Source organism: Pseudomonas sp. S5F11, assembly GCF_019641515.1.
GTDB lineage: Bacteria > Pseudomonadota > Gammaproteobacteria > Pseudomonadales > Pseudomonadaceae > Aquipseudomonas > Aquipseudomonas rhodesiae.
On the sequence record NZ_JAIFJZ010000001.1, the window covers coordinates 3,563,166 to 3,589,230 of the forward strand.

Here is a 26,065-nt window from a genome sequence, read left to right on the forward strand (position 1 = left end):
CATGCTGAAACTGCTGATTCTCGATCGGGACGGGGTGATCAATTACGACTCCGACGCTTACATCAAGTCGGTGGAGGAGTGGATTCCACTGCCCGGCTCGATCGAGGCCATTGCGCAGTTGAGCAAAGCCGGCTGGACGGTGGCCGTCGCCACCAACCAGTCCGGCATTGCCCGTGGCTACTATGATCTCGCAACCCTGGACGCCATGCACGCGCGCTTGCGCACGTTGGTGGCCGAGCAGGGCGGTGAGGTGGGGTTGGTGGTGTACTGCCCCCATGGACCGGACGAGGGCTGCGATTGCCGCAAACCCAAGCCGGGCATGTTGAAAACCATTGCAGAACATTACAACGTGCCATTGGCTGGGATATGGTTCGTCGGGGACAGCCTCGGTGACCTGGAGGCGGCCAAGGCCGTCGACTCTCAGCCAGTTTTGGTAAAGACCGGGAAAGGCGAAAAGACCCAGGCGAAAAACCTGCCGGTAGGCACTTTGATTTTTGACGATCTGGCGGCAGTTGCCGCAGAACTTATCAACAACTAGCCGCCCTCGACTTCCTGACCAAGGATTGTTCGGGAGTGCGCTGTTCAACAGGCGGGCCGTGTCCCGCAACGGTAAATGCCGCCATGTCGATCTTGCAGGCCATCAGAACCTTTTTCTTTTACCTGCTGCTGGGCACCAGTTCGTTTCTCTGGTGCACCCTGAGCTTTTTTATTGCGCCGTTCCTGCCGTTCAAGGCGCGCTATCGCTTTATCAACGTCTACTGGTGCCGCTGCGCTTTGTGGTTGGCCAAGGTATTCCTGAATATCCGTTTCGAGGTCAAGGGCGCGGAAAACGTCCCGCAGCAGCCTTGCGTGATTCTGTCGAACCATCAGAGCACCTGGGAAACGTTCTTTCTCTCGGCATACTTTTCGCCCCTGAGCCAGGTGCTCAAGCGCGAGCTGCTGTATGTTCCGTTCTTCGGTTGGGCCATGGCCATGTTGCGGCCGATCGCGATTGATCGAGACAACCCCAAAGCCGCGCTCAAGCACGTTGCCAAGAAGGGCGATGAGCTACTCAAAGATGGTGTGTGGGTACTGATCTTCCCCGAAGGCACACGAGTACCCTACGGCACTGTGGGCAAGTTCTCCCGTGGCGGGACTGCTTTGGCGGTCAACGCCAATCTGCCGGTATTGCCGATTGCCCATAACGCCGGCAAATTCTGGCCAAAAACTGGCTGGGCCAAACGCGAAGGCACGATCACCGTGGTGATTGGCGAACCGATGTACGCCGAAGAAGAGGGCCCAAGGGCTATTGCAGCACTGAACGACCGTGCTCAGGCTTGGAATGAAGCGCAGCAACGGGCCATGGGTTCGCTGCCTCCGGAGCCGGTGGTGGTAGACACGCCAGTCGTTTGAAGTTCTGTGGATAACCTGTGCACGGATTGTTGGCAAATGGCTCTTTTTTAAGCATAACTACCTGATTTTGTTGGATATTCAAAAAAAGAATAAAATCACCAAAACCGTGCATAAGTTTTTCCAGCTATAAAAAAAACCGGTCCTGATGACCGGTTTTTTTGTGCCTGTGAAAAAGCCGTTTCTCATTCATCCAAAAGGGGCAAACGTAGGCTGAAGGCGGTGCCTTTGCCCAGTGTACTTTCGCAGTCGATCCGGCCTCTATGGCGCTCAACCACCGCTTTAACCATCGTCAGCCCCAACCCCAGCCCTTCGCTGCCCTGTGCAGAATCAAAGCGCCGGTACTGGCTGAACAGCTCCGGCAAATCCTCTGGTGCTATACCTGGGCCCTGGTCGCTGATCCGGCATTCCAACCAGCCCTGCTCACTGGCGTGACTCAACCTGACGGTAGTCCCGGAAGGTGAGTATTTGACGGCATTCTCCAGCACGTTAAACAACGCACGCGTCAGCAGCGATTGGTCGGCTGACACCATGCCTTCGTCAGTCTCATCCAGGTCATGAACCAGGTGTATGCCTTTGAGCTGGGCGATCACTGCCACTTGGTCGAAGGCATCCATCACCAACATGGCGAATAAAGTCGGCTGGAATTGATAGCCGTCGGCCTCAGCTTTCGCCAACTGCACAAATGACTCCGTAAGGCTCAGCGCACGTCGAACTTGTTGTTCGACCTGGGCAAACACCGGCGACTCACCGCTGTGCACATCCAGTAACGCGAGGATGGCCGAGTGGGGCGCGCGCAGGTCATGGGACAGGAACCGCAGCATGGTTTCTCGATGCTGCTGGGCCTCGCGCTCTTTGCTCAGGTCGGTGAGACTCAGCAGCCAGCCGAGGGCGATGTCCCCTTCAGCCGGTAGCAACGGGGCAAGCTCCATGCGCAGACTGCGTTGATGGATGTCGCGAAACTCCACCAATTCCAACGCCGACAGGGCGGGGCGCACGCCATTGTGCAGCGGTGGATAGCCCAGATCGGCAAGTTGCTCCAGCAGGTTTTCGGTGACCAGGTCATTACCGAACACCTCACGGGCAATGCGGTTAGCCAACAGAATATTGCCGCGGGGGTCGGTAATCAGCGTGGCCACCGGCAGGCATTCCAACCCATCAGCCATAAAACGGCGGGTGTCCCGCGTGCGGCTGACGGCCTGTTCCAAGGCAAAAATGCGTGCTTGCAACACATCACCACGGCTGGCGGGTGCGCGGCGACGTTCGGGAAGCACCTTGGGCTCGTTATCCAGACGCGCCAGTTCCCAACCGAAATAGGCCAGGATCACACTCAGGCGACGCCAATTCCAGATCAGGTAGCTGAGCAGCAAACCGATCAAACACGCGGCGGGGGACCACCAGTGACCCAACCGCAGTAACCCCAAAGCGATAAGCAACGCCGTGAGCATGCAGCCCACGGTCATCCACAGGGCATAGCGGGGACGATGAAGCAGCAGGCCCAGCAGCACCGCCACAAGACTCGTCGCTAGCAGCGCCGCCAGCCATCCTGGCAGATCCACGATGCTGCGTCCCTGGAGCAAGGCATTGAGAACGTTGGCCTGGATGTCCAACCCGGCCGTGGCGCCGACAGCGGAGGAGAGCGGGCTGAAAAAATAATCGCCCAGGCCTGAGTCCATCGCCCCCACCAAAATCAGGCGGCCATGCAGCATTTCAGGTGGTACCTCACCATGCAATACGCTGACATAAGAGACGCTGGGAAACCGGGTATCAGACGCAATAACGGGGACACGAACCCCATACTCGCGCTGCCAACGTTGCGATATCGACGCCTGCGGGGTGCCCGGCATCGGGTTCGGCTCCCTGCCCATTTCATAAGCCAACCAGGCCAACTGCGGGACGGTGGCACCGGCAGGTCCCTCACGTAGGTACAGACTGCGCACCACGCCATCAGGGTCGGCTTCTACGTTGATATGGCCCAGCCCTTTGGCACATTTAAGCAGGGGCAACATTTGCGCGTCGGCCTGGCTGTAGCGAGAAGAGCCTTCGCGAACCAACGGCAGCACTACATTGCCGGCGTTACATAAGGCGTCAGACAGGCGCTTGTCGCTCGCAGGTTCTTCAGGTTCGCTGAAGATGACATCCAACAGAACTCCTTCCGGTTGTGCAGCGTTGAGGCGGTCAATCAAATCGGCGTGCACGCTACGTGACCATGGCCACGGCCCCAGTTTCTTGAGGCTCGGTTCGTCGATGGTCACCAGCAATACGCGCGGATCCACCGGTAGAGGAGTGAGGCGGCGAAAAGTGTCATAGAAGGAGTTATTCAGCGCCAACCCCGAACTCACCGACAGGTAGGCCGTCATAGGCAGCAGCAGCAAGCCAATCCACACCCATTCGCGCACCAGGCCATGAAACAACCGCTGGGCGTAGGTCGGTTGGCGTTTTTCAGCCTTGCCCCAAAGCATCATAGGTCACCGTATCTAAGCAGTGGCTGGATAGGCACACACGCCTTGACCCCAGTGAAGCTCATTTTCGACCCGCTGGAGGATGTTTCCTGCTTGAAGTTCATGAAGGCATTGCCCGTGGCGAATTGAGCACGATGGGATTATTTGGCGGTAACTCGGACAGGAGTCTACGACAGCTCATGCGTCGGCTGATCCTTTTCCTTACTATCGGGAGTCGGTATCTTCCCTACCTGAGTAGCGAGGATTTCCATGTTAACCGCTCATGGACTTCAGCCTACCGAGAGATCCAGGGAGCGCCGTTTCTGAGCACAATTCTTCAGATTCAACGGCCGGCATCTGCGCAGTACGTGCCTTGATCAGGCTGACGGCTGCCGTACTCTTCAATGAAAGGACCCACCCATGCGTGTCGCAATACTGGATGACGAACCCGCGGAATTGCGCCGGGTGGAACAGACACTGCGACAGATCCCTGGTACCACTGAACAGCCTTGGACCCTGCATTGTTTCGAGCGGGGTGAAGACCTGCTACGCCAGTTACGTCGAGAAACCTTTGATCTACTGATACTCGACTGGCAGTTGCCAGACATCACCGGTATCGCACTGCTGCGCTGGACACGCGAACACATGGATGCGCCCCCTGCGGTCATTATGCTGACCAGCCGTGACGCTGAAAGCGATATTGTCACGGCGTTGAACAGCGGTGCCGATGACTATGTCAGCAAACCGTTTCGCCCGAATGAATTGAAGGCGCGTGTCAGCGCGGTTCTTCGACGGCATGGCCTGCAAAAATCCACGACCCATGAACTGCAAAGTTTCAACGACCTGACTTTTGACGATGCTGAACTGACAGTCACCCGCGCAGGAAAACCGATCAACCTCACCGAGCGCGAGTACCGATTGGCCAGCTGCCTGTTCGCCAATCTGGCGCGTCCGCTGTCTCGCGAATACCTTTATGAGCGATTCTGGACGCACGAAGAAATGGTCTCGTCTCGGCCGCTAGATACGCATATCTATCGACTGCGTAATAAGCTGGGACTGACTGCCGATAGGGGATGGCAGCTGTTAACCATTTATGGATATGGCTATCGCTTGGAAAGTGTTCCTACCAGCTCGGCGGGTTAAGTAGGCCGATGTTCCACGTGGAGCATTTGCAAAACTGGTCATCCAACAATAAAAAAGGCCAACGCAGAGCGTTGGCCTTTCTTGTTTTTGGCGCGTTAATCGAACTTAGAAATCCAAGTTAGAAACTGCCAAGGCGTTGCTTTCGATGAAGTCACGACGAGGTTCGACCGCATCACCCATGAGGGTGTTGAAGATCTGATCCGCGCCAATCGCGTCTTCGATGGTCACGCGCAGCATACGACGCTGGCTTGGATCCATGGTGGTTTCCCACAATTGATCGGGGTTCATTTCGCCCAGACCTTTGTATCGCTGAATGGTGTGGCGCTTGGTGCTTTCGGCCATCAGCCAGTCAAGGGCTTCTTTGAATTCCTTAACCTGTTTCTTACGCTCGCCACGCTGGATGTAAGCACCGTCGTCGAGCAGGGTGCTTAGTTGTGCGCCCAGGGTCACCACGGTCTTGTAATCATTGCTGCCGAAGAAGTCGCGGTTGAAAGTAACGTAGTTCGACAGGCCGTGGGAGATCAGCTCGACCTCTGGCAGCCAGACATTACGCTCACGGTCTTCACGCAGGCTGGCCTTGTAGACCAGGCCGGATTTCTCAACGGTGCGCAGACGCACTTCATACTGAGCCAGCCAATCTTGCATTGCTGCGTGGTCGCTCAACTGTTCCAGGCTAACGGCCGGCAAGTAGATGAAGTGCTCGGTCAACTCCTGCGGGTACAGGCGCGACAGGCGCTTGAGGGTCTTCATCACCATTCGGAAGTCGTTAACCAGGCGCTCCAACGCTTCACCGGAAATGCCTGGCGCTTCGTCATTCAAGTGCAGGCTGGCATCTTCCAGGGCCGACTGCGTCATGTACTCTTCCATGGCGTCGTCGTCTTTGATGTATTGCTCTTGCTTGCCTTTCTTCACTTTGTACAACGGTGGCTGAGCGATGTAGATGTAGCCACGCTCGATCAGCTCTGGCAATTGACGGAAGAAGAACGTCAGCAGCAGGGTACGAATGTGCGAACCGTCGACGTCAGCATCGGTCATGATGATGATGTTGTGATAACGCAACTTGTCGATGTTGTACTCTTCGCGGCCAATACCGCAGCCCAACGCCGTGATCAAGGTGCCGACTTCCTGAGAGGAAATCATCTTGTCGAAGCGCGCCTTCTCAACGTTGAGGATCTTACCTTTCAACGGCAGGATGGCTTGGGTACGGCGGTTACGACCCTGCTTGGCGGAACCGCCAGCAGAGTCACCTTCCACCAGGTACAGTTCGGAGAGGGCAGGGTCTTTCTCTTGGCAGTCCGCCAATTTGCCCGGCAGGCCGGCGATATCCAGCGCGCCTTTACGACGGGTCATCTCACGAGCCTTACGCGCCGCTTCACGCGCGCGAGCGGCATCGATCATCTTGCCGACAACCAGCTTGGCTTCGTTCGGGTTCTCCAGCAGGAAGTCGGAGAAGTATTTACCCATCTCCTGTTCCACAGCGGTCTTCACTTCAGAAGACACCAGCTTGTCTTTGGTCTGGGAGCTGAACTTAGGGTCCGGCACTTTCACCGAGATGATCGCCGTCAGACCTTCGCGTGCATCGTCACCCGTAGTGGCGACTTTATGCTTCTTGGCCAAGCCTTCGGCTTCGATGTAGGTATTAAGGTTACGCGTCAGCGCCGAACGGAAACCCACAAGGTGAGTACCCCCGTCGCGCTGCGGAATGTTGTTGGTGAAGCACAACAGGTTCTCGTTGAAGCTGTCGTTCCATTGCAGGGCGATTTCCACGCCGATGCCGTCTTCACGCTGGATGTTGAAGTGGAACACCTGGTTGACCGGCGTCTTGTTGGTGTTCAGGTACTCAACGAACGCACGCAAACCGCCTTCGTACTTGAACAGTTCTTCCTTACCGCTGCGCTCGTCTTTGAGGACGATACCTACACCGGAGTTAAGGAAAGACAGTTCACGGATGCGTTTGGCCAGAATGTCCCAGCTGAAATGAATATTCTTGAAGGTCTCGCTGGAAGCCTTGAAGTGAATCTGGGTGCCCGTGGTTTCGCTGTCTCCCACAATGGCCATAGGCGCTTGAGGCACACCGTGCACATAGGTCTGCTCCCAGATCTTGCCGCTACGACGTACGGTCAGGATCAGCTCTTCAGACAAAGCGTTCACTACCGAAACACCTACGCCGTGCAATCCGCCGGATACTTTATAGGAGTTGTCGTCGAATTTGCCGCCGGCGTGGAGCACGGTCATGATGACCTCTGCCGCAGATACGCCTTCTTCTTTATGCACATCCACCGGGATGCCACGACCGTTATCGCGCACGGTGATGGACTCATCCGGATGGATGATGATGCTGATGTCGTCGCAGTGACCGGCCAGAGCTTCGTCGATGGAGTTGTCGACCACCTCGAACACCATGTGGTGCAGACCGCTACCGTCATCAGTGTCGCCAATGTACATACCGGGACGTTTGCGTACGGCATCCAAACCTTTCAGCACTTTAATGCTGGTCGAGTCGTACGTGTTTTCTTCGCTCATGCCTTCACTCCCGATGGTCGTGGGTCTGGGTGATACGGCCTTGTTCCACGTGGAACAAAGCGACTGGCGTTTCCGTCTGCCAGCCTTCCCTCAATAATTCGTGGTCTACACAAGTGATAAACACTTGGCAGCGTAAGTCTTCCAACAAGCGGCATAACGAGCGGCGATGTTGCTCGTCAAGTTCGGACGGCAGGTCATCCACCAGATAAATACACTGACCGCGCCGGGCCTGGCTCACCAAGTGGCCCTGGGCGATACGCAAAGCGCACACCACCAACTTTTGCTGACCGCGGGACAAGATGTCCGCGGCATTATGAGCGCCTAATCTAAGACGCAAATCAGCCCGTTGAGGGCCGGCCTGGGTGTGACCAATCTGCTGATCCCGCTGCAAGGACGTGGCGAGAACTGCACTGAGTTCACGCTCTTTGTCCCAACCACGGTAGTAGCTCAGCGTCAGCCCTTCGAGATCCAGTAACTCTCTCAAGGTCTGTTCAAAGACTGGTTTCAAGGCTTTGATGTAGGCACGGCGGTATTCATCTATTTCGTCGCTGGCCAGGCACAGTTCACGGTCCCAGGCCGCTTGCGAAGCGGCGTCAAGTGTACCATGCCGCAGCCACGAGTTCCGCTGCCGCAGGGCCTTCTGCAGGCGCTGCCATGTGGCCATAAATCGCGGTTCCACGTGGAACACTCCCCAATCGAGGAATTGCCTGCGTATTTTTGGCGCACCTTCCAGTAGCCGGAAGCTATCCGGATTGATCAGCTGCAGCGGCAGAATTTCGGCCAACTGAGCCGCGCTACGAGCATTTTGCCCATCTATACGGATCTGAAACTCTCCCCCGCGATCACGGGATATTCCCAAACTGCTGTGCCCACCCTCAGCCAGTTCGACCTGGCCAAACACGGTGCAAGCCAACTGTTCGTATTGAATAACCGGTAAAAGACGAGCACTGCGAAAAGAACGCGCGAGCCCCAACAAATGAATGGCTTCCAGCACACTGGTTTTGCCACTGCCATTGGCGCCGTGGAGGATATTGATGCGGGGGGAGGGGGAGAAGGTCACCGGGTGCAAATTGCGCACCGCGGTGACCGAGACGCGACTGAGGGACATCTAGCTTCTGCTGAGCATGGTTACAGGCGCATCGGCATGACAACGTAAGCCGAGTCGTCGTTATCGGATTCCTGCACCAGCGCGCTGCTGTTGGAGTCCGACAGAATCAGGCGAACCTGTTCGGTGGTCATCACACCCAGCACGTCCAAGAGGTAGCTCACGTTGAAGCCGATTTCCAGCGAGCCGCCGTTGTAGTCGACGCCCACTTCTTCTTCCGCTTCTTCCTGTTCTGGGTTGTTAGCCTGGATCTTCAGCTGACCATTGGCCAATTGCAGACGGATACCACGGTACTTTTCGTTGGACAGAATGGCAGTACGACTGAACGCTTCGCGCAGCGCCTGGCGATCGCCGATGACCAGCTTGTCGCCACCTTTAGGCAATACACGCTCGTAATCCGGGAACTTGCCATCAACCAGCTTGGAGGTGAACGTGAATTCGCCCGTAGTGGCGCGGATGTGATGCTGACCCAATACGATGCTCACATTGCCGTCCGGCTCAGTGAGCAGGCGTGCCAGTTCAAGAATACCTTTGCGTGGCACGATGACTTGATGACGGTCGGGCTGACCGATATCGGCGCGCATCGAGCACATCGCCAAGCGGTGACCGTCGGTAGCGACCGCGCGGATAACGCCTTCGGACACCTCCAGCAACATGCCATTAAGGTAGTACCGCACATCCTGCTGGGCCATGGCGAAACTGGTGCGTTCGATCAAACGGCGCAGTCTGCTCTGTTCCAGGCTGCACGTCAGCGAGCCGGGACCTTCTTCGACGGTCGGGAAATCATTGGCCGGCAGCGTGGACAGGGTGAAACGGCTACGGCCAGCTTTTACCACCAGCTTCTGTTCATCAACCTTGATGTCGATCAGCGCATCGTTCGGCAGGCTTTTGCAGATATCCATCAACTTGCGCGCCGGTACGGTGATCTCGCCCGGTTCAGCAGGCTCTTCCAACTGCACACGGCCCACCAACTCGACTTCCAGGTCGGTACCGGTCAAGGACAATTGCTGGCCTTCGACCACCAGCAATACGTTAGAGAGTACCGGCAAGGTCTGACGGCGCTCGACGACGCCTGCGACCAGTTGCAGGGGTTTCAACAGGGCTTCGCGTTGAATGGTGAAATGCATGGTCTAGTCCCTTGCCTTAATAAGCTGCGCTGGTGTCATCACGTAGTCAGTGTACGCAGCAGGTTCTTGTAGTCCTCGCGAATATCCGCGTCGGATTCCTTAAGTTCGTTGATCTTGCGGCACGCGTGCAAGACCGTGGTGTGGTCGCGACCACCAAATACATCACCGATTTCCGGCAGGCTATGGTTGGTCAATTCCTTGGAAAGGGCCATGGCCACCTGACGCGGACGCGCTACCGAGCGCGAACGACGCTTGGACAGCAGGTCGGAAATCTTGATCTTGTAGTACTCGGCCACAGTGCGCTGGATGTTATCCACACTCACCAGCTTGTCTTGCAGAGCCAGCAGGTCTTTCAGAGATTCGCGAATCAGCTCAATCGTGATATCGCGGCCCATAAAATGCGAGTGGGCAATTACCCGTTTGAGTGCACCTTCCAGCTCCCGCACGTTGGAGCGGATGCGTTGGGCGATAAAGAACGCCGCATCGTGGGGAAGCTCGACCTTGGCCTGGTCGGCCTTTTTCATCAGGATCGCGACGCGGGTTTCAAGCTCGGGCGGCTCTACAGCAACCGTCAAGCCCCAGCCGAAGCGGGACTTCAAGCGTTCTTCCAGACCTTCGATTTCCTTCGGATAACGGTCGCTGGTCAGAATAACCTGCTGGCCGCCTTCGAGCAGAGCGTTGAACGTGTGGAAAAACTCTTCCTGGGAACGTTCCTTGCGGGCGAAGAATTGAATGTCATCGATCAGCAAGGCATCAACAGAGCGGTAAAAACGCTTGAATTCGTTGATAGCGTTGAGCTGCAAGGCCTTGACCATATCAGCCACGAAGCGCTCCGAGTGCAGGTATACGACCTTGGCATTCGGATTCTTCTTTAATAGATGGTTACCCACAGCGTGCATCAAGTGGGTCTTACCCAAGCCAACGCCACCATAAAGGAAGAGCGGGTTGTAACCATGCTTGGGGTTGTCGGCGACCTGCCAGGCAGCGGCGCGCGCAAGCTGGTTGGATTTACCTTCGACGAAGTTTTCAAAGGTGAATGTGCGGTTCAGGTAACTGGTGTGCTTGAGCGCACCTTCGACCTGCACAGTGCGCTGCTCGGCACGAACAGGGGCCTGCTGGGAACTGGCTCCTGCCATCGGGTCGAAGCTATCGCGGGACGGCTCTTCATGCTCCGGCGCATTTTTTTGCGTTGAAGATTTGGAGGGCGTCGGCGCAGCGGAAGGCGCCGGGGCAGCCGGTGCGGTCGCCGCCTGAGCTTGAGACGCCGCAGCCGCCAGCGGTGCATTAGGTGCAGCGCGAGGCGCGGAGCTACGTTTGCTGCCTATTAACAAGGAGAGCACTGGGGCGAGACCATTGCCATGTTCGTCGAGCAATTCGAGAACACGGCTCAGGTACTTCTCGTTGACCCAATCGAGCACAAACCGATTGGGCGCGTAGACACGCAACTCGTCGCCTTCGGCTTCGACCTGTAGCGGACGGATCCAGGTGTTGAATTGCTGGGCAGGCAGCTCATCGCGCAAAAGCTCCACGCACTGCTGCCAAAGTTCCACTGACACGGATATCCCCTAAGTTGAAAGCCGGTGAGGCAAAAACAGCCGCCATTGTAGCGATCAGCTGTCCACTTATCCACATGTAGCTTGCTGACACCCCAGCCAAAATCAATGCCTTAACCTTGAAAAAGCCGACCGATGGTCTGTGCATAAGCTCTGTGGATAAGCGTACCTGAGCTCGTTGCACAAGTAGGTCCGAAAGTCTGTGGGTAACTGGACTGTGGATAACATGCCATTCCACCCACAGCTTATCCGACAGCGCAGCACAGGCAGAACACCGTTTCTCCCCTGTGTTGTCATTCTCTGTACATCAAGTGGAATAAGGGCTTGAGGCAGTTATCCACAGATGATGGACTGCATAGCTTTTATAAGCTTTACAGAAAAGCTTTAAATAACTTCCTTCTTTATTTCTATATCTAGGTTCGTGTTGATGAGTGTCTGAACGGTGAAAACAGCGACGCTGCCGTATTCAGATCTAATTAAAGGAATAGCTGGTTGGAAATTGACCTAGAGGCTTGCTTTCTCTAGAATCGCCGGTCTCTTAAAACGGGGGCCATTCCGGCCCGTTGTGACGAACCAGGTAACAACGCCATGAAACGTACTTTCCAACCCAGCACCATCAAACGCGCCCGTACCCACGGCTTCCGTGCCCGCATGGCTACCAAGAACGGTCGTGCCGTCCTGTCGCGTCGCCGCGCCAAAGGTCGTGCGCGTCTGGCAGTTTGATAATCCGGCACTGGTGGTGAGTCAGGACTTCAGTCGGGAAAAGCGTCTGCTAACTCCCCGGCATTTCAAGGCAGTCTTTGACTCCCCCACCGGCAAGGTTCCGGGGAAAAATCTCCTGCTCCTTGCGCGTAACAACGATCTGGATCACCCCCGTCTCGGGTTGGTGATCGGCAAAAAGAGCGTAAAGCTCTCCGTTGAGCGCAATCGCCTCAAGCGTCTGATGCGCGAATCGTTTCGCCTCCACCAGGACACCCTGGTTGGTTGGGATATTGTTATCGTCGCGCGTAAAGGCTTGGGGGATGTAGAAAACCCCGAATTGATTCAGCATTTCGGCAAGCTCTGGAAACGTTTGGCGCGTACCCACAAGCCAGCACCTCCAGCCAGCCCCGAAACTGTAGGGGTAGACAGCAACGATGCGTAAACTGGCCCTCGTTCCGATCCAGTTTTACCGCTACGCCATTAGTCCTCTGATGGCCAATCACTGTCGTTTCTACCCCAGTTGTTCCTGCTACGCGTTAGAGGCCATAGAAAATCATGGTCTTCTGCGCGGTGGCTGGCTGACCTTTCGTCGTTTAGGTCGCTGTCATCCGTGGAATCCCGGTGGTTATGACCCGGTTCCACCTGTCCCCACCTCCCGTTCTTCTTCGATGGCCGAGTAATCATGGATATTAAACGCACGATCCTGATCGTCGCCCTGGCAATCGTGTCCTACGTTATGGTTCTTAAGTGGAACCAAGACTATGGCCAAGCTGCCCTGCCGACTCAGAATGTTGCCGTCAACACTGCACCTGCGGGACTTCCCGACACGGCAAGTGGCACTAACGCTGCCGCCAGTGATGACATTCCACGCGCAGCAGGCGAAGCCAAAGCGCCCGCCGAAGTTCCAGTTGCAGCAAGCACCGACCTCATCCAGATCAAAACGGATGTGTTGGACCTGGCAGTCGACCCACAAGGTGGTGACGTAGCCAAGCTGACCCTGCCGCTGTATCCACGCCGCCAAGACCATCCGGAAATCCCTTTCCAGCTGTTCGATAACGGTGGCGAGCGTATTTACCAGGCTCAAAGCGGTCTGATCGGTACCAACGGTCCCGATGCAAGCCAAGCCGGTCGTCCGGTTTTCTCTTCGGAGAAGAAAAGTTATCAACTGGCTGACGGTCAGGACCAATTGGTCGTAGACCTGAAGTTCAGCAAGGATGGCGTCAACTACATCAAGCGGTTCACGCTCAAGCGTGGTCTGTACGACATCGTTGTCACCTACCTGATCGACAACCAAAGCGCTCAGCCTTGGAACGGCGCCATGTTCGCGCAACTCAAGCGCGACGCCAGCTCCGATCCTTCGTCCAGTACAGCAACGGGCACCGCGACTTACCTGGGCGCCGCCCTGTGGACAAGTTCGGAACCGTACAAAAAAGTGTCCATGAAAGACATGGACAAGGTGAGCGAAGACAAAACCAAGCCAGCCATCACCTACAACGTGAACGGCGGTTGGGTTGCCTGGTTGCAGCACTATTTCGTGACCGCGTGGATTCCACAGCCAGGCCAGAATAACGTGGTTCTGGCACGCAAGGACTCCAAGGGTAACTACATCATTGGCTACACCGGCCCGTCGTTGACCGTCGCGCCAGGTGCCACTGGCGAAACCAGCGCGACTCTGTATGCCGGCCCGAAAAGCCAGGCTGTGCTCAAAGAGTTGTCCCCAGGCCTGGAATTGACTGTGGACTACGGCATTCTGTGGTTCATTGCCCAACCGATTTTCTGGTTGTTGCAACATATCCACAGCATCGTCGGTAACTGGGGCTGGTCGATCATCTTCCTGACCATGCTGATCAAGGGCATCTTCTTCCCTCTGTCGGCCGCCAGCTACAAGTCGATGGCGCGCATGCGTGCCGTGGCGCCGAAGCTGGCTGCATTGAAAGAGCAACATGGTGATGACCGGCAGAAAATGTCGCAGGCCATGATGGAGCTGTACAAGAAAGAAAAGATCAACCCGCTGGGTGGATGCTTGCCGATTCTCGTACAGATGCCGGTATTCCTATCGCTGTACTGGGTACTCCTGGAAAGCGTGGAAATGCGTCAGGCGCCGTTCATGCTGTGGATAACTGACCTGTCGATCAAAGACCCGTTCTTTATCCTGCCGATCATCATGGGCGCGACCATGTTTATCCAGCAGCGTCTGAACCCAACGCCTCCGGATCCGATGCAGGCCAAGGTGATGAAAATGATGCCGATCATCTTCACCTTCTTCTTCCTGTGGTTCCCGGCGGGTCTGGTGCTGTACTGGGTGGTCAACAACGTGTTGTCGATTACTCAACAGTGGTACATCACACGTAAAATCGAAGCGGCTACCCAAAAAGCCGCGGCGTAATTACTCTGTGGATAACCACTCAAGACGCCCCCTAGTGGGGCGTTTTGCTTTCCGTCACATTTGTTCTGGAACCTGTTGATGAGCGCTCCTCGTGAAACCATCGCTGCTGTCGCTACCGCTCAAGGTCGTGGTGGTGTCGGTATCGTTCGTATTTCCGGGCCGCTTGCTGGCGTAGCCGCCAAGGCCATCAGCGGGCGAGACCTGAAGCCCCGATACGCGCATTACGGCCCGTTCCTGGATGCCGAGAACGAGGTGTTGGACGAAGGACTGGCGCTGTATTTTCCTGGCCCAAATTCATTCACCGGTGAAGACGTTCTGGAACTGCAGGGACACGGCGGCCCGGTTGTGTTGGATATGCTGCTGCAGCGCTGTCTGCAATTGGGTTGCCGTCTGGCTCGGCCAGGGGAATTCAGCGAGCGAGCGTTCTTGAATGACAAGTTGGACCTGGCCCAGGCCGAAGCTATCGCGGATTTGATTGAGGCCAGTTCTGCACAGGCGGCGCGCAATGCGCTGCGCTCGCTTCAAGGCGCATTTTCTTTGCGTGTGCATAATCTCACGGAACAGTTGATCGGTCTGCGTATCTACGTTGAGGCGGCGATTGATTTCCCGGAGGAAGAAATCGATTTTCTTGCCGATGGCCACGTGTTGGCGATGCTGGACAAAGTCCGCGACGAGTTATCCACAGTTCTGCGTGAGGCGGGTCAGGGGGCATTGCTACGTGACGGCATGACGGTGGTGATCGCCGGTCGTCCCAACGCCGGTAAATCCAGCCTGCTCAACGCGTTGGCAGGTCGGGAAGCGGCCATCGTGACTGAGATCGCCGGCACGACCCGAGATATCCTGCGCGAACATATCCACATCGATGGCATGCCGTTGCACGTCGTCGATACGGCTGGTTTGCGTGATACCGATGACCAGGTCGAAAAAATTGGCGTTGAGCGAGCACTCAAGGCCATCGGTGAAGCTGATCGCGTACTTTTGGTCGTGGACGCCACGGCACCGGAGGCTGTGGATCCTTTTGCCCTATGGCCGGAGTTTCTGGAGCAGCGGCCGGATCCGGCCAAGGTCACGTTGATCCGTAACAAAGCCGACTTGACGGGAGAAGCGATCGCTCTGCAAACCAGCGAAGATGGCCATGTCACCCTCAGTCTGAGCGCCAAATCGGCAGGGGAAGGCTTGGAGCTGCTGCGCGATCACCTCAAAGCCTGCATGGGCTACGAACAGACCTCGGAAAGCAGCTTCAGCGCTCGCCGTCGGCACCTTGAAGCGCTGCGTCGGGCCAGCGCGGCCTTGGAGCACGGACGGGCACAGTTGACCTTGGCAGGAGCAGGGGAGCTGCTGGCCGAAGACTTGAGACAGGCTCAGCAGCTTTTGGGGGAAATCACCGGCGCCTTCAGCTCCGATGATTTACTTGGGCGGATCTTTTCCAGCTTCTGCATCGGCAAGTAACCGGTTATCCACAACCTGGTCACCAGTTGTAAGACACCGTACCGAGCAAGGTACGGCTGTCACCCCAGTAGCAACGCCCCGCATCGTTGCAACCGGACACATATTCCTTGTCGAATAGGTTTTTCGCATTCAGATCCACGGACCAGTGCTTATCAATCTGGTAACCAACCGCGGCATCCACCAATGTGACGCTTCCTGCGTCCAATTTGCCGTACAACGTCGGCGCGGTGTAGGAAAAAGTACTGTCGAAATAGCGAACACCCCCAGCTAGGGAGAGCCCCTTAAGCTGACCGTCGAGGAAGCGATACTTGCTCCACACGGAAGCCTGGTTGCGCGGGACCCCCGTCATCTGATGCCCTTCGACCAAAGACGTGGCCGAGTCCTTGGTAATACGCGCATCGGTGTAGGTATAGGCCGCCGTCACATTGAGATTCTGCGTGAGGTTACTGTTGACCTCCACTTCCACACCCTTGGCGCGACTTTCACCCACCTGCCGATAGCTGTTGGTGGTGGCGTCAAGGTAGGTGTCGTCCTGTTTACGCAGGTCATACACCGACAGCGTCATCGCCGTGTCCCAGCCGAGCGGTTCGTATTTGACGCCCACTTCGTATTGGCTGCTGGTGATCGGTTTTAACGGTGAGCCGGCGTTGGAGATCTGCTGTACAGGGACGAACGCGGTGGAATAGCTGACATACGGCGTCAGGCCGTTGTCGAACTGGTACATGACTCCGCCCTGATAGGTGAATTTGCGGTCTTCCGCCTGGGTGTTGCTGGCCTTGTTCACCTTGTCGCGGAATTCGCTGTCCACCCAGTCCTGACGACCGCCGAGTAAGAACAACCAGTGCTCGTATTTGCTCTGTACCTGTGCATAAACCCCTTTCATTTGTTGCTCAAGCAGGGTGTTTTGTACTGCGATGGGGGTCAGCGGATCGTGCAGGTACACGGGGTTATACACATTAATGGTCCCCGCGAACCCCGCGTCCCAATCTTGATTGAACGAGGTACGGTCGTAGCTGGCGCCCAACAGCACGGTATTTTCCAAATCGCCGAGTCGGAATTTGCCCTCTAGCTGGTTATCCAGGGAGTAAACCATCGATTTGTTATAGCGATCGTAGGCGGTCATATTCAGTTGCGTGCCAAAGCCGCGATTGTTCAGGGCGCTGGGCCAGGTTTCATGGCGGTTGATGCGCGACTGCATGTAGCGGGAGTTCTGCCGGAACTGCCAGGCGTCGTTAAAGCTGTGACTGAATTCGTAGCCCGTGCTCCAGGCTTCCCGTTCGAAAGTGTTCCAGTCCGGGTTACCCAGCATCGTGTGCTTGGATAATTTGCCGCTAGGGTTTGTAAGCAAAGTCCCCGCAGCCGGTAGGCCGAGTTCCAGGTTGGTGTGATCCTTCTGGTAATTGGCCAGCAGGGTCAAGGTGTTGTAATCGTCGAAGTTGAGCGTCAATGATGGCGCGATATAGAGCCGATCATCCGGTACATGGTCCGTTTGCGTATCGGATTTTCGCCCCAGCATCACCAGCCTGCCGAGGACGTTGTCATTACCGTTGAGCGGGCCCGAGATATCCACACCCAACTGGCGGCGGTTATTGGAGCCATACCCGAGTTGCACCTCACCTTGCGGCGTGGCCGTCGGATGTTTGCTGACCAGATTCACCAGGCCGCCCGGTGCGTTTTCGCCATAGAGCAGGGAGGAGGGACCGCGGAAAACCTCAACTCGCTCCAGACCATAGGGTTCGCTGGTGGTGTCGTACCGGTTGCCTTGCACGCGTAGGCCATCTCGCAGCAGACCGTAGCCATAATCAGTGGCGTTGAAACCGCGGATGAAGAACAGGTCGCCTGCCAGACTGTCGCCGGCGGCAAAGGGTGGCGCGAAGATGCCAGGAACATATCCCAACACTTCCGTCAGGCTTTGCGCCTTCTGATCCTTGATGCGCTGACCGGTGACAACCGACACTGAACGCGGGGTTTCCGACAATGGGGTGCTGGTTTTGGTAACGATCCGACTGTTCTGCGCCTTGTAGCCCACATCCCCAGCGATATCCTGGTCGAAACCATCCTGTTGATAAGTACTCACCGTCGTCGGTGCAAGTGTGAGTTGGTCTGCGGGAGCGACCTGCAATACGTAGCTGCCAGGAGCTTGAGCGACCGCCGACAACCCAGTGTTTTGCAGCAGCACAGCGAACCCCTGATCAATCGAGTAGCCACCCTCGAGCCCTGGTGTCATCAGCCGTGCGGTCTGCTCCGGAGAAAAAGACAAGATCACATTCGCGCTGGCCGCAAACTGGCTTAACGCCCTGTCCAGCGGACCGGCCGCAATGGCGTAATGCTGAACCGTACTGGCGGCCAAGACGCCGGTGGCAAACAGGGTACTGGCTGTGGTGGCCGTGGCAATCAGCAGACCATAGGTCATGCCATGGCAGGAAAGTCGCTGGCGTAGCTGGATGGGGAGGCGCATTGGCGGATAAACCCTAAAGGTATTGTCGTAATTACCTGTAGGGCCGCGCCAGGTGAAAAAAAGGTAACCCGCCTGGTGAATTATTTTTGATCAACCGATTGGCGTTATCGAAACCCAATAGCGGGTGAAGTATTTCACCTGGATAGGCAAGGTGGCTTGCAGGTTGGTCAGTACTGCATCGGTGGCGTCCAGACGGAACGTCCCGGATACGCGCAGACGGGCAGAGACGGCATCGCATTGCAGGACACCGGGACGATAGCGTGACAACTCGTCGATTACATCGCCAAGCCGCGCATCCAGCACGATTAATTGGCCGTCGACCCAGGCGGCCTGAGTTGCGGTGAAGGGATGGATCGGGCCGACATTAAGCCGATCAAAGTCAGCGCTCTGCCCCGCCTTAAGGAGTTGACCAGAGGAGGGATTGTCTGCGGGTGACACCTGTACGCGATCCTCCAACACTCCAACGCGAGTGGAATCGGCCAACTGACGTACGGTAAAGCGGGTGCCCAATGCCTGAACCCGACCTTGGCGAGTTTCAACATAGAAGGGTAGCTGCGCCGCCAACCTGCCGGTGTGGATAAGTACCTCACCCTCGCGCAGACGAATGAGCCGCTGCCGTTCGTCGAATATCACATCGATTGCTGAGCGAGTGTTGAGTTCGATTCGGGTGCCGTCGGCCAACTGGATACGTTGATGTTTGCCAATCGGCGTGCGGTAGTCGGCCAACAACGTTCCCACGCCACTGTGTTGCTGAAGATTCCAACCGAGATAACCCCCACCGCCAAGCACCAGCATCCATTTAAGTACTTGCCGGCGTTGTTGAGTCGTCGACAGCGCACGCCGAGTGACGTCCTGAGGTAACCCGCCCAGACTACGTTGCAGTTGTTCGAGCTGGTTCCAAGCGGCCAGATGGGAAGGGTCGCGGCTCAACCATTGCTGCCAGGCATGGTGTTCGGCGGGTGTGGGAGCTTGAGACTGAAATTGCACATACCAAGTGGCGGCGGCTTCAAAGGTGTCGCGATCGGGGGCGGCCATCAGGAACTGGCCATGATCAATGAACACTCGGTAAACGCTCGGATCATGTGTTTTTTCACCGTTGTGAGCGAAACCTGCAGTTGATCGGCGATCTGTTGATAAGTCAGCCCATCGATCTGGGACAGCATGAAGATTGTTCGTGCACGCCCGCCAAGCGCGTGCAGGGCTTTATCCACAGCGACTAATGTCTCGATTATGAGCGCTTTGTCCTCCTCACTAACGACGGTGATCTCAGGACGATCAGCCAGGGCCTCCTTATAGGCCTGTTCGACGGCACTTCGGCGATAACGATCAATCACCAGGCCCCTGGCGATGGTTGCCAGATAATCACGCGGTTCCAGAATCTGGGAGGCGTGTCGTCCACCCAAGATGCGCACGAACGTATCGTGGGCCACATCGGCCGCATCACAGGCGTTATTTAGTTTGCCTTTGAGCCATCCGCGCAGCCACGTGTGGTGTTGCTCGTAGATGTGCTGGACGGCTGCCGTGTGAGAAGGAAGAGGCATAGGGCGCGTAGGTAGGTTAATGATAATCGCTATTATTAACTGCGCTGTGGTTTTCCCACAATAGGTCTCCCAATGAGGTCATCGGCTCCAATCGGAAGATAGGTGTGGCTACGCCATGGGCGAAATCCAGGGTGAATGGCGAGAATCTTTGGATTAAGCCCTGTGGGTAAGCGGCACTGTACCCAGTTGATAACAGGGCTTAAAAACCAAGGATAAACTCGTCTGTGGATAACCAGCACTTTAATCCACAGGCTTAACGCAGTTATCCAACGGGCTTATCGGCACATGACCACAGACTTTTGAACCTCTGTACACATCGAATATAAAGGCTTGTAGCAATCTATCCACAGAAAGCTTGCTCAGTAGAAATAAACATAAAAACAAAGACTTAATAAATTTCTCTCTTTTAATTTCTATTGTCTGTGATTCATCCACAGCTGGTTAAATTTTGTGCAAAGGGTTCTTTAGGAAGGGCTAAGTCCCTATACTTGCCGCCAAAGCTCCAAAACCCTTTCAACAAACAATTCCTGATTACCTACATAAGCAGGCACGAGGTGCGTGGTGGATTTCCCTTCCCGTTTTGAAGTGATCGTCATCGGCGGCGGTCATGCCGGTACCGAGGCAGCACTGGCCTCAGCGCGCATGGGTGTTAAAACCCTGCTGTTGACGCACAACGTGGAAACCCTCGGTGCGATGAGTTGCAACCCTGCCATCGGTGGCATTGGTAAAAGCCATCTGGTCAAAGAAATCGACGCCCTCGGCGGCGCGATGGCAATGGCCACCGACAAGGGCGGTATTCAATTTCGCGTGCTCAATAGCCGCAAAGGCCCTGCTGTGCGAGCGACTCGGGCACAAGCCGACCGCATCCTGTACAAGGCGGCGGTGCGCGAAACCCTGGAAAACCAGCCGAACCTGTGGATATTTCAACAGGCAGCCGATGACCTGATCGTTGAGCAAGACCAGGTGCGCGGTGTCGTCACCCAAATGGGCCTGCGTTTCTTTGCTGAATCCGTGGTGTTGACCACAGGTACGTTCCTGGGCGGACTTATCCACATCGGTATGCAGAATTATTCCGGCGGTCGCGCCGGCGACCCGCCGTCGATTGCCCTGGCAAAACGCCTACGTGAATTGCCGCTACGTGTCGGTCGTTTGAAAACCGGGACGCCGCCGCGTATCGATGGGCGTTCTGTGGACTTTTCGGTGATGACCGAACAAGCGGGCGATACGCCGATTCCAGTGATGTCGTTCATGGGCTCCAAAGAGCAACACCCTAAACAGGTCAGTTGCTGGATCACCCACACCAACGCCCGTACCCACGAAATCATCGCGGCGAACCTCGACCGCTCGCCGATGTATTCCGGGGTCATCGAAGGCGTCGGCCCGCGCTATTGCCCATCGATCGAAGACAAGATCCACCGCTTTGCCGACAAGGAAAGCCATCAGGTCTTCATCGAGCCCGAAGGCCTGACGACCCACGAGTTGTATCCGAACGGCATTTCCACTTCGCTGCCCTTCGATGTGCAAATCCAGATCGTGCAATCGATTCGCGGCATGGAAAACGCACACATCGTGCGCCCGGGTTACGCCATCGAATATGACTACTTCGACCCCCGCGATCTGAAATACAGCCTGGAAACCAAAGTGATCGGCGGTTTGTTCTTCGCCGGGCAAATCAACGGCACCACCGGTTACGAAGAAGCCGGGGCCCAGGGTTTACTGGCCGGGACCAACGCAGCATTGCGTGCCCAAGGCAAAGACAGCTGGTGCCCGCGTCGCGATGAGGCATACATCGGTGTATTGGTCGATGACCTGATTACCCTGGGCACCCAGGAACCGTACCGGATGTTTACCTCGCGGGCGGAATACCGTTTGATCCTGCGTGAAGACAATGCCGATCTGCGCCTGACCGAAAAAGGCCGCGAACTGGGCCTGGTCGACGATGTGCGTTGGGCTGCTTTCTGCAAAAAACGCGAGAGCATCGCGCTGGAAGAGCAACGCCTGAAAAGTACTTGGGTTCGCCCGGGCACCGAGCAGGGTGACGCGATTGCCGAAAAGTTCGGCACGCCACTGACCCACGAGTACAACCTTCTGAACCTGCTGTCCCGTCCGGAAATCGACTACGCTGGCTTGGTCGAAGTGACGGGGCAGGGCGCAGAAGACCCACAGGTCGCCGAACAGATTGAAATCAAAACCAAGTACGCCGGTTACATTGACCGCCAGCAGGATGAAATTGCCCGCTTGCGCGCCAGTGAAGACACCAAGCTACCTCTGGATATCGACTACACCAGCATTTCCGGGCTCTCGAAGGAGATCCAAAGCAAGCTGGGGATAACTCGCCCTGAAACCCTGGGCCAGGCTTCGCGGATCCCTGGCGTTACCCCGGCAGCGATCTCGCTGTTGATGATTCATTTGAAAAAACGCGGCGCGGGCCGTCAGTTGGAGCAAAGCGCTTGAGTTCGTTGGTCACCTCGCAACATGCCGAAGAGTTATCCACAGGTGCGCGCCAGTTGGGCGTCGACCTTACCCCGGCCCAGCATGACTTGCTGCTGGGCTATCTGGCTCTGCTGATCAAGTGGAACAAGGCTTACAACCTGACGGCCGTGCGCGATCCCGACGAGATGGTGTCGCGTCATTTGCTCGACAGCTTGAGCGTGATGCCCTTTATCGAAAATGGTCGTTGGCTGGACGTGGGCAGTGGCGGAGGCATGCCTGGCATTCCTCTGGCCATTCTGTTTCCTGAGTCTCAAGTTACTTGCCTGGACAGTAACGGCAAGAAAACGCGCTTCCTGACTCAGGTCAAACTCGAACTCAAATTGGATAACCTGCAGGTTATCCACAGCCGCGTCGAAGCCTTTAAGCCTGAACAGCCCTTCAACGGAATTGTTTCCCGGGCGTTCAGTAGCATGGAAAACTTCAGCAACTGGACCCGCCACCTGGGCGACCAAGACACCCGTTGGCTGGCAATGAAGGGCGTCCATCCAAGCGATGAGCTGTTAGCATTGCCGACGGACTTCCACCTTGATAGCGAACACGCCTTGGCCGTACCCGGTTGCCAAGGCCAACGCCATCTGCTGATACTGCGCCGCACGGCATGATTGGGAACACAAGCAAGAATGGCTAAGGTATTCGCGATAGCGAACCAAAAAGGTGGCGTGGGCAAAACCACCACCTGCATCAACCTCGCAGCATCCCTGGTGGCCACCAAGCGCCGGGTGCTGTTGATCGATCTTGATCCACAGGGCAACGCCACCATGGGTAGCGGTGTGGATAAACACGGCCTGGAAAACTCAGTCTATGACTTGCTGATCGGCGAGTGCGACCTGGCTCAGGCCATGCACTATTCCGAACACGGCGGTTATCAGCTACTGCCGGCCAACCGCGATCTGACTGCGGCCGAAGTGGTGCTGCTGGAAATGCAGATGAAAGAAAGCCGTCTGCGCAGCGCCTTGGCACCGATCCGCGAGAATTACGATTACATTTTGATCGACTGCCCACCCTCATTGTCGATGCTCACGCTCAACGCGCTGGTCGCTGCCGATGGGGTGATCATCCCCATGCAGTGCGAGTACTACGCGCTCGAAGGCTTGAGTGATCTTGTGGATAACATCAAGCGGATTGCCGAGTTGCTCAACCCGAACCTACAGATCGAAGGTCTTTTGCGGACTATGTTCGATCCGCGCCTGAGCCTGATGAACGATGTGTCGGCGCAGCTCAAGGAACACTTCGGCGACCAGCTCTACGATACGGTGATCCCGCGCAACATCCGTTTGGCCGAAGCCCCGAGCTACGGCATGCCTGCCCTGGCTTACGACAAATCGTCCCGTGGCGCCATTGCCTACCTGGCACTGGCCGGCGAGATGGTCCGTCGCCAACGCCGCAACTCACGCACCGCTGCCGCCCAGCCAACTTAAGGAATCCCCATGGCCGTCAAGAAACGAGGTCTCGGACGTGGACTGGATGCACTGTTGAGTGGTCCGACCGTTACATCCCTTGAAGAACAAGCGGTGCAGGCTGACGAGCGCGAGTTGCAGCACCTGCCCCTGGACCTGATCCAGCGCGGTAAATACCAGCCGCGCCGGGACATGGATCCTCAGGCGCTGGAAGAACTGGCCAATTCGGTCAAGGCCCAGGGTGTGATGCAACCGATCGTGGTTCGCCCGATCGGCGGGGGCCGATTTGAGATCATCGCCGGCGAGCGCCGCTGGCGCGCCAGCCAGCAGGCCGGCAAAGAGACGATCCCGGCGATGGTCCGCGATGTGCCGGACGAAACCGCGATCGCCATGGCCTTGATCGAGAACATCCAGCGTGAAGACCTCAACCCCATCGAAGAAGCGATTGCGTTGCAGCGTTTGCAGCAGGAATTCCAGCTGACCCAGCAACAGGTGGCCGAGGCGGTAGGTAAATCCCGCGTAACTGTGTCCAACCTGCTACGTCTGATCGCGCTGCCGGAAGTCATCAAGACCATGTTGTCCCACGGTGACCTGGAAATGGGCCATGCCCGTGCATTGCTCGGTTTGCCGGAAAATCAACAGGTTGAAGGGGCGCGACACGTTGTCGCACGAGGGCTCACTGTTCGTCAGACCGAGGCATTGGTTCGGCAGTGGCTCAGTGGTAAACCTGCACCGGTCGAAACGGCCAAACCTGATCCGGATATCGCTCGTCTCGAGCAGCGCCTGGCCGAGCGCCTGGGCTCTGCGGTGCAAATTCGCCATGGCAAGAAGGGCAAAGGCCAATTGGTCATCGGATATAACTCCCTCGATGAGCTTCAGGGCGTCCTTGCCCACATCCGCTGAAACATTTGCTTATGTAGCGCGTGATCGGAAATCACTACCCGACAGTTGAATAGGGGCTGAACCGCCCCTATACTCTGCGCGCATTTTGTCGGCACAAATTATGCCAAGTTATTGATTTCCGGCAGCCGACCATTGAGGAGCAAGAGTGATGGAAACCCGCACGCCAAACACGTTGCCGTTCCATCGCTTGGCCGTTTTCCCGGTTTTATTGGCTCAATTTGTCATCCTGCTGATCGCCGCATTGGCGCTTTGGTATTGGCATGGAGTCGTAGCCGGATATTCAGGACTCTGCGGAGGCCTGATAGCCTTGCTGCCCAATATGTATTTTGCTCACAGGGCCTTTCGGTTTTCCGGCGCCCGAGCAGCCCAGGCCATCGTCCGGTCTTTTTATGCCGGCGAGGCGGGGAAACTGATTTTGACGGCAGTGCTGTTTGCACTGACCTTTGCAGGTGTGAAGCCATTGGCGCCGCTGGCTGTATTCGGTGTCTTCGTGTTGACCCAACTGGTCAGCTGGTTCGCTCCCCTGCTAATGAAAACAAGACTTTCGAAACCTTAGGGCGTTTGAGGCAACCATGGCAGAAACAACCGCTTCGGGCTATATCCAGCACCACTTGCAGAACCTGACCTTCGGTCAGCTTCCCAACGGCGGCTGGGGCTTCGCCCACACCGCAGCAGAAGCCAAAGAAATGGGCTTTTGGGCTTTCCACCTGGATACTCTGGGCTGGTCGGTCGCACTGGGTCTGATCTTCGTCCTGATTTTCCGCATGGCGGCGAAAAAGGCGACTTCCGGTCAGCCGGGTGCCCTGCAGAACTTCGTTGAGGTATTGGTCGAATTCGTCGATGGCAGCGTGAAAGACAGCTTCCATGGCCGTAGCCCGGTGATCGCACCGCTGGCACTGACCATCTTCGTCTGGGTGTTCCTGATGAACGCCGTCGACCTGATTCCGGTCGACTGGATTCCTCAATTGGCGATCCTGATCTCCGGCGATCACCACATTCCATTCCGTGCCGTTTCCACCACGGACCCTAACGCCACCCTGGGCATGGCCCTGTCGGTGTTCGCGTTGATCATTTTCTACAGCATCAAAGTCAAGGGCATCGGCGGCTTCATCGGCGAGCTGACCCTGCACCCGTTCGGCAGCAAGAACATTTTCGTTCAGGCCCTGCTGATTCCGGTGAACTTCCTGCTGGAGTTCGTCACCCTGGTCGCCAAGCCGATTTCCCTGGCACTGCGACTGTTCGGCAACATGTATGCCGGCGAACTGGTGTTCATTCTGATTGCTGTGATGTTCGGCAGCGGTCTGCTCTGGCTTAGCGGCCTGGGCGTTGTTCTGCAGTGGGCGTGGGCTGTATTCCACATCCTGATCATTACCCTGCAGGCCTTCATCTTCATGATGCTGACCATCGTCTACCTGTCGATGGCGCACGAAGAGAACCATTAAGGCAGGTCTCGAC

The 26,065-nt window shown here is 56.5% G+C and carries 22 protein-coding genes; 14 read left to right on the plus strand and 8 right to left on the minus strand.

The features are described from left to right. Position 1 precedes the first annotated feature (1 nt). Complete coding sequence (gmhB, locus tag K1567_RS16030) at positions 2 to 538, plus strand: D-glycero-beta-D-manno-heptose 1,7-bisphosphate 7-phosphatase (protein ID WP_167389864.1); 537 nt, start codon at positions 2 to 4, stop codon at positions 536 to 538. 83 nt (positions 539 to 621) lie between these two features. Next, positions 622 to 1,392 (plus strand): 1-acyl-sn-glycerol-3-phosphate acyltransferase, encoded by a 771-nt coding sequence (locus K1567_RS16035; RefSeq protein ID WP_220698640.1) that lies wholly within the window; start codon positions 622 to 624, stop codon positions 1,390 to 1,392. 182 nt (positions 1,393 to 1,574) lie between these two features. On the opposite strand, the gene K1567_RS16040 is transcribed toward K1567_RS16035, so the two are convergent. Then, positions 1,575 to 3,854, minus strand: coding sequence for a CHASE2 domain-containing protein (locus tag K1567_RS16040; protein WP_220698641.1), 2,280 nt, complete (start codon positions 3,852 to 3,854; stop codon positions 1,575 to 1,577). Positions 3,855 to 4,250: 396 nt separating this feature from the next. Between K1567_RS16040 and K1567_RS16045 the strand changes: the two genes are divergently transcribed. After that, complete coding sequence (locus K1567_RS16045) at positions 4,251 to 4,973, plus strand: response regulator transcription factor (RefSeq protein WP_034111079.1); 723 nt, start codon at positions 4,251 to 4,253, stop codon at positions 4,971 to 4,973. Positions 4,974 to 5,078: 105 nt separating this feature from the next. Here K1567_RS16045 and gyrB read toward each other — a convergent pair whose 3' ends face one another. The 4 genes from gyrB to dnaA are packed head-to-tail and all read right to left on the minus strand — an operon-like array spanning position 5,079 to position 11,284. Further along, entirely contained in the window at positions 5,079 to 7,496 is a 2,418-nt protein-coding gene (gene gyrB, locus K1567_RS16050) for a DNA topoisomerase (ATP-hydrolyzing) subunit B (protein WP_034101625.1), read from the minus strand. A 4-nt stretch (positions 7,497 to 7,500) separates the two neighbouring features. Then, the gene (recF, locus tag K1567_RS16055; protein ID WP_034101623.1) at positions 7,501 to 8,604 is read right to left on the minus strand and encodes a DNA replication/repair protein RecF; all 1,104 of its coding nucleotides are present in this window, start codon (positions 8,602 to 8,604) and stop codon (positions 7,501 to 7,503) included. A 20-nt stretch (positions 8,605 to 8,624) separates the two neighbouring features. Beyond that, positions 8,625 to 9,728 (minus strand): DNA polymerase III subunit beta, encoded by a 1,104-nt coding sequence (gene dnaN, locus K1567_RS16060; protein WP_034101622.1) that lies wholly within the window; start codon positions 9,726 to 9,728, stop codon positions 8,625 to 8,627. Positions 9,729 to 9,766: 38 nt separating this feature from the next. Then, the gene (gene dnaA / locus K1567_RS16065) at positions 9,767 to 11,284 is read right to left on the minus strand and encodes a chromosomal replication initiator protein DnaA (RefSeq protein ID WP_034101621.1); all 1,518 of its coding nucleotides are present in this window, start codon (positions 11,282 to 11,284) and stop codon (positions 9,767 to 9,769) included. A gap of 585 nt (positions 11,285 to 11,869) precedes the next feature. On the opposite strand from dnaA, the gene rpmH reads away from it, so the two are divergent. From rpmH to mnmE, 5 genes are all read left to right on the plus strand, one after another. Continuing rightward, a complete protein-coding gene (rpmH, locus tag K1567_RS16070) occupies positions 11,870 to 12,004 on the plus strand; it encodes a 50S ribosomal protein L34 (RefSeq protein ID WP_003213577.1) in 135 nt (44 codons plus the stop codon). Positions 12,005 to 12,020: 16 nt separating this feature from the next. Further along, complete coding sequence (gene rnpA, locus K1567_RS16075) at positions 12,021 to 12,425, plus strand: ribonuclease P protein component (protein WP_198712244.1); 405 nt, start codon at positions 12,021 to 12,023, stop codon at positions 12,423 to 12,425. Continuing rightward, positions 12,418 to 12,663 (plus strand): membrane protein insertion efficiency factor YidD, encoded by a 246-nt coding sequence (yidD, locus tag K1567_RS16080; RefSeq protein ID WP_080758814.1) that lies wholly within the window; start codon positions 12,418 to 12,420, stop codon positions 12,661 to 12,663. Before rnpA ends, yidD begins: the two co-directional genes overlap by 8 nt. 2 nt (positions 12,664 to 12,665) lie before the next feature. Continuing rightward, entirely contained in the window at positions 12,666 to 14,369 is a 1,704-nt protein-coding gene (yidC, locus tag K1567_RS16085) for a membrane protein insertase YidC (protein ID WP_034115592.1), read from the plus strand. Positions 14,370 to 14,447: 78 nt separating this feature from the next. Then, positions 14,448 to 15,818 carry a tRNA uridine-5-carboxymethylaminomethyl(34) synthesis GTPase MnmE gene (mnmE, locus tag K1567_RS16090; RefSeq protein ID WP_034139936.1) on the plus strand — a complete coding sequence of 457 codons (1,371 nt, stop codon included), beginning with the start codon at positions 14,448 to 14,450 and terminating at the stop codon, positions 15,816 to 15,818. 19 nt (positions 15,819 to 15,837) lie between these two features. Here mnmE and K1567_RS16095 read toward each other — a convergent pair whose 3' ends face one another. The 3 genes from K1567_RS16095 to K1567_RS16105 form a co-directional block, all read right to left on the minus strand. Continuing rightward, positions 15,838 to 18,276, minus strand: coding sequence for a TonB-dependent siderophore receptor (locus K1567_RS16095; RefSeq protein WP_220698642.1), 2,439 nt, complete (start codon positions 18,274 to 18,276; stop codon positions 15,838 to 15,840). 90 nt (positions 18,277 to 18,366) lie between these two features. Then, positions 18,367 to 19,311 (minus strand): FecR domain-containing protein, encoded by a 945-nt coding sequence (locus tag K1567_RS16100; protein ID WP_220699041.1) that lies wholly within the window; start codon positions 19,309 to 19,311, stop codon positions 18,367 to 18,369. After that, positions 19,311 to 19,817 carry a sigma-70 family RNA polymerase sigma factor gene (locus K1567_RS16105; RefSeq protein ID WP_034101614.1) on the minus strand — a complete coding sequence of 169 codons (507 nt, stop codon included), beginning with the start codon at positions 19,815 to 19,817 and terminating at the stop codon, positions 19,311 to 19,313. Before K1567_RS16105 ends, K1567_RS16100 begins: the two co-directional genes overlap by 1 nt. Positions 19,818 to 20,378: 561 nt before the next feature. Here K1567_RS16105 and mnmG point away from each other — a divergent pair. From mnmG to atpB, 6 genes are all read left to right on the plus strand, one after another. After that, positions 20,379 to 22,271, plus strand: a complete 1,893-nt coding sequence (gene mnmG / locus K1567_RS16110) for a tRNA uridine-5-carboxymethylaminomethyl(34) synthesis enzyme MnmG (protein WP_034101777.1) — start codon at positions 20,379 to 20,381, stop codon at positions 22,269 to 22,271. Beyond that, the gene (rsmG, locus tag K1567_RS16115; RefSeq protein WP_034101612.1) at positions 22,268 to 22,912 is read left to right on the plus strand and encodes a 16S rRNA (guanine(527)-N(7))-methyltransferase RsmG; all 645 of its coding nucleotides are present in this window, start codon (positions 22,268 to 22,270) and stop codon (positions 22,910 to 22,912) included. Before mnmG ends, rsmG begins: the two co-directional genes overlap by 4 nt. 18 nt (positions 22,913 to 22,930) lie before the next feature. Further along, entirely contained in the window at positions 22,931 to 23,728 is a 798-nt protein-coding gene (locus tag K1567_RS16120; protein WP_016978715.1) for a ParA family protein, read from the plus strand. Positions 23,729 to 23,737: 9 nt separating this feature from the next. Continuing rightward, the gene (locus K1567_RS16125; RefSeq protein WP_099312966.1) at positions 23,738 to 24,610 is read left to right on the plus strand and encodes a ParB/RepB/Spo0J family partition protein; all 873 of its coding nucleotides are present in this window, start codon (positions 23,738 to 23,740) and stop codon (positions 24,608 to 24,610) included. 148 nt (positions 24,611 to 24,758) lie between these two features. Continuing rightward, on the plus strand, positions 24,759 to 25,166 hold the full coding sequence (locus K1567_RS16130; RefSeq protein WP_010565865.1) for a F0F1 ATP synthase subunit I: 408 nt from the start codon (positions 24,759 to 24,761) through the stop codon (positions 25,164 to 25,166). Between the two features lie 16 nt (positions 25,167 to 25,182). Further along, the gene (gene atpB, locus K1567_RS16135) at positions 25,183 to 26,052 is read left to right on the plus strand and encodes a F0F1 ATP synthase subunit A (protein WP_034101609.1); all 870 of its coding nucleotides are present in this window, start codon (positions 25,183 to 25,185) and stop codon (positions 26,050 to 26,052) included. The last annotated feature ends 13 nt before the right edge of the window (positions 26,053 to 26,065 follow it).

Coding starts and splice junctions, on each gene's coding strand:
- rpmH (WP_003213577.1), top strand. CDS start 11,870: ATGAAACGTACTTTCCAACCCAGCACCATCAAACGCGCCCGTACCCAC.
- mnmE (WP_034139936.1), top strand. CDS start 14,448: ATGAGCGCTCCTCGTGAAACCATCGCTGCTGTCGCTACCGCTCAAGGT.
- K1567_RS16035 (WP_220698640.1), top strand. CDS start 622: ATGTCGATCTTGCAGGCCATCAGAACCTTTTTCTTTTACCTGCTGCTG.
- yidD (WP_080758814.1), top strand. CDS start 12,418: ATGCGTAAACTGGCCCTCGTTCCGATCCAGTTTTACCGCTACGCCATT.
- K1567_RS16045 (WP_034111079.1), top strand. CDS start 4,251: ATGCGTGTCGCAATACTGGATGACGAACCCGCGGAATTGCGCCGGGTG.
- K1567_RS16040 (WP_220698641.1), bottom strand. CDS start 3,854: ATGATGCTTTGGGGCAAGGCTGAAAAACGCCAACCGACCTACGCCCAG.
- atpB (WP_034101609.1), top strand. CDS start 25,183: ATGGCAGAAACAACCGCTTCGGGCTATATCCAGCACCACTTGCAGAAC.
- K1567_RS16120 (WP_016978715.1), top strand. CDS start 22,931: ATGGCTAAGGTATTCGCGATAGCGAACCAAAAAGGTGGCGTGGGCAAA.
- gmhB (WP_167389864.1), top strand. CDS start 2: ATGCTGAAACTGCTGATTCTCGATCGGGACGGGGTGATCAATTACGAC.
- yidC (WP_034115592.1), top strand. CDS start 12,666: ATGGATATTAAACGCACGATCCTGATCGTCGCCCTGGCAATCGTGTCC.
- dnaN (WP_034101622.1), bottom strand. CDS start 9,728: ATGCATTTCACCATTCAACGCGAAGCCCTGTTGAAACCCCTGCAACTG.
- K1567_RS16130 (WP_010565865.1), top strand. CDS start 24,759: ATGGAAACCCGCACGCCAAACACGTTGCCGTTCCATCGCTTGGCCGTT.
- K1567_RS16125 (WP_099312966.1), top strand. CDS start 23,738: ATGGCCGTCAAGAAACGAGGTCTCGGACGTGGACTGGATGCACTGTTG.
- K1567_RS16105 (WP_034101614.1), bottom strand. CDS start 19,817: ATGCCTCTTCCTTCTCACACGGCAGCCGTCCAGCACATCTACGAGCAA.
- K1567_RS16095 (WP_220698642.1), bottom strand. CDS start 18,276: ATGCGCCTCCCCATCCAGCTACGCCAGCGACTTTCCTGCCATGGCATG.
- K1567_RS16100 (WP_220699041.1), bottom strand. CDS start 19,311: ATGGCCGCCCCCGATCGCGACACCTTTGAAGCCGCCGCCACTTGGTAT.
- gyrB (WP_034101625.1), bottom strand. CDS start 7,496: ATGAGCGAAGAAAACACGTACGACTCGACCAGCATTAAAGTGCTGAAA.
- recF (WP_034101623.1), bottom strand. CDS start 8,604: ATGTCCCTCAGTCGCGTCTCGGTCACCGCGGTGCGCAATTTGCACCCG.